The organism is Pseudomonas sp. CM27, assembly GCF_013179515.1.
GTDB lineage: Bacteria > Pseudomonadota > Gammaproteobacteria > Pseudomonadales > Pseudomonadaceae > Aquipseudomonas.
Window position 1 is genome coordinate 1 of the sequence record NZ_JABMCN010000244.1, and the last position, 3,085, is coordinate 3,085.

The window sequence follows — 3,085 nt, forward strand, 5'->3', positions numbered from 1 at the left end:
GGCTGTGGAGGTGCGCAACCCGGCGTTCTTCACCAAGGGCGAGGAGGAGCGCCTGCTCAACCGCCTGCTGCACGAGCGCGGCGTGGAGCGTATCTGCCTCGACCCGCGCGCGCTGTTCAGTTGCACTTCACGCGACCCTGCCGTGCGGCACGCGCAGTCGAAGAAGCCCAAGGTGCCGCCACGCCCGGCGGCTTTCAGCCAGCACCCGCAGGTGCGCTTCATCGGTCATCCGCAGCTGGAAGCCAACGAGTCGTTTCTCACCCCATGGGTGGAAAAAGTCGCTGGCTGGATCGAAGAAGGCCGCAGCCCTTATATCTTCCTGCACACCTCGGATAACCGCCTGGCGGCGGCGCTGGCCCTGCGTTTTCACCAGCGCCTGATGCAGCGCCTGCCCGGCCTTGCACCTTTGCCGGAATTGCCGCGAGCCCCCGAGGTCGAACAACTGGGGCTACTCTGAGCCTTCCCTGACTGCCGGAGGTTGAACCATGGATGTGCAAACCCTGCGTGCCGAAGCCTTCAAGGCCTTGCACGAACGTGATGGTGCCTTCGTCATCCCCAACCCGTGGGATGCCGGCTCCGCGAAGCTGCTGGCCAGCCTTGGCTTCGAGGCACTGGCCACCACCAGTGCCGGGCTGGCCTTCAGCCTGGGTCGCCCGGACGCCGAAGGCGCCTTGACCCTTGACGATACCCTTGATAATGCCGGCGAGATCGTCGATGCCACGGCGTTGCCGGTGGCTGCCGACCTGGAAAACGGCTTCGGCGACCTGCCCGAGGACTGCGCCCAGACCATTCTGCGTGCTGCCGAGGCTGGTCTGGTGGGCGGTTCCATCGAGGATGCCAGCGGCCGCAGTGACGCCCCCATCTATGACATCGGCCTGGCAGTGGAGCGCGTGCGTGCAGCCGTGCAGGCAGCGCGCAGCCTGCCGTTCCCATTCACCTTGTGCGCCCGGGCAGAAAACCTGCTGCACGGGCGCATGGACCTGGACGACACCATCCTGCGTCTGCAGGCCTACGCCGAGGCCGGCGCCGATGTGCTCTATGCCCCGGGCCTGCGTACCGTCGAGGAAGTCCGCGCGGTGGTGCAGGCAGTGGCACCACGGCCGGTCAACGTGCTGATGGGGATGGCGGGGGTGCCGTTGAGCGTCAACCAGTTGCAGGACCTGGGCGTGCGTCGCATCAGCGTCGGCTCGTCGCTGGCTCGCGCTGCGCTCGGCGCCGTCCACCGCGCGGCCTTGGAGATTCGTGACGAGGGCACGTTCGGCTACGCGGAGCAAGCATTGCCGTTTGCCCAGCTTAATGACCTGTTCCGCCGCTGATGCGGGTGCTGCTGGCGCTGCTGGCCGGCCTGCTGTTGCTGGCTGGCCTGGCCTGGCAGTTCGGCTGGCGCCTGCCCGCCGTGTGGAACCCCTGGGCGCCGCTGGACGTGCGACAGCCGCCCAATCTGCTGACACCCTACAAGCTGTCGCGTCTGCGTGATGACCCGGCGTTGTGCCGCCAGGCGCTGGAAACCAGCCATCTGCGCTACCGGGCGCAAGCCGATAGCCCCGCTACGGCCAATTGCCCCCTGCACAATGTATGGCGCCTCGAAGCGGGCCAGGCGCGGCTCAGCAGCAGCTTCCTGGCCAGTTGCCCGCTGGCGGTGGCCTACGCACTGTTCGAAAACCACGGCCTGCAACCTGTTGCCCAACGGGTACTGGGGCAGCCGGTGGCGCAGGTAGATCACCTGGGCAGCTTTGCCTGCCGTAACGTCTACCACCGCAAACAGGGCCGGCTGAGCCAGCACGCCACGGCCAATGCCTTGGACATCAGCGGTTTCCGCCTGCAGGACGGCCAACGCATCGTGCTGGCGCGGGACTGGCAGGCGGGCGGGCAGAAGGCGGAGTTCCTGCGGCAAGTGCAGCAGGCAGCTTGCGAGAGTTTCAGTACGGTGCTGGGCCCGGACTACAACGCTGCGCACCACAACCACTTTCATCTGGACATGGGGCGCTGGCAGATCTGCCGCTGAGTTGATCCAGGCTCAGGCGTGAACGCGCACGTTGTTCAGCACCACCGGGCGCGCCCAGTGGATGTCGAACTCCAGGTCATTTTGCAGCTTGGCTAGCGTGGCTTCGTCGAAGGGTTCCGGGGCCGGGTCCAGCAGGTTGGTCTCGAACTCGGCGATGGGCAGGAACAGCGACCGCGGTGCGGGACCTGGCCCGGGCTCGGCAATCGCGTGGCCCTGGCTCATCACCACCGGGCGCAGCCAGCTGTTGCTGATGTCGAGCTGGCGTTGCTGCTCGATCAGCTCGATGGCGCTGAACGGCTCGGCAGCAGGCTCCAGCAAGTTGGCCTCAAGCTCGGCCTTGGGCAGGAACAGCGGCTCCGGCGGTGCCACCACGGTGTCCTGCACCGGGCAGGCGCGCTGGGCGTCAATCAGGGCCAGCGCACGGGCGCCGCCGATTGGCTCGCCGCTGTCGTGGTCGTACTGCACGAACGACTGGCTGACCTGGTCGACGGGCGCTTCCGGCTGTTCGGCCATGGCCCGGGCAAAGAAATCCTGCCACAGGTGGCTGACGCCCCCGAGTGCCTGGGTATTGTGCTGACTGTAGTTGCCGACAGGCGACAAATAGGTCAAGCCGATGGGAAGAGTATCTGACATGGCAGCCGCGCGCGTTGTGCTCTGGCAGAATAGCGGGATATTGCCTGTATCGGCCGTGGCTGCCGATACATTAACGGCTGGGTTCAATTTTCAGGTGTGGATGATGGAAGAGCAGGGCACAGGTATCCGGGTCGAGGCACTGTCGGCTGAGTTCGAGGCGCAAGCCGCCGCATGGGCCGAGCGGCTAGCGTTGCCGCTGCAGGACGATGCCGCAGGCTTTGCCGTGCAGGTGGGCGTCGATGGCCTGCAGGTCCAGCAACTGGGGCCGCAGGCACCGGGCCCGGTGCGGGTTGACTTCGTCGACGGCCAGGCGGCGCACCGGCGCCAGTTCGGCGGCGGTAACGGGCAGATGATCGCCAAGGCGGTGGGCATCGCCCAGGGCGTGCGACCACAGGTACTGGATGCCACGGCGGGGCTGGGCAAGGACGCGTTCGTGCTGGCCAGCCT

5 protein-coding genes are annotated in these 3,085 nt (G+C 66.9%); 4 read left to right on the forward strand and 1 reads right to left on the reverse strand.

Translation table 11 applies throughout. The annotated features are described in order from the left end of the window. The 3 genes from HP547_RS23860 to HP547_RS23870 form a co-directional block, all read left to right on the forward strand. The coding region (locus HP547_RS23860) for a DUF72 domain-containing protein (protein WP_172287775.1) at positions 1-457 on the forward strand (457 nt) is incomplete at its 5' end. A 28-nt stretch (positions 458-485) separates the two neighbouring features. Further along, the gene (locus HP547_RS23865) at positions 486-1,316 is read left to right on the forward strand and encodes an oxaloacetate decarboxylase (RefSeq protein ID WP_172229273.1); all 831 of its coding nucleotides are present in this window, start codon (positions 486-488) and stop codon (positions 1,314-1,316) included. After that, positions 1,316-2,005, forward strand: a complete 690-nt coding sequence (locus HP547_RS23870) for an extensin family protein (RefSeq protein ID WP_172229271.1) — start codon at positions 1,316-1,318, stop codon at positions 2,003-2,005. The genes HP547_RS23865 and HP547_RS23870 overlap by 1 nt, the downstream gene beginning before the upstream one ends. Positions 2,006-2,017: 12 nt before the next feature. Here HP547_RS23870 and HP547_RS23875 read toward each other — a convergent pair whose 3' ends face one another. Then, positions 2,018-2,638, reverse strand: a complete 621-nt coding sequence (locus HP547_RS23875) for an energy transducer TonB (RefSeq protein ID WP_172287777.1) — start codon at positions 2,636-2,638, stop codon at positions 2,018-2,020. 103 nt (positions 2,639-2,741) lie between these two features. On the opposite strand from HP547_RS23875, the gene HP547_RS23880 reads away from it, so the two are divergent. Then, on the forward strand, positions 2,742-3,085 hold a 344-nt coding region (locus HP547_RS23880; protein ID WP_172287789.1), incomplete at its 3' end, for a class I SAM-dependent methyltransferase.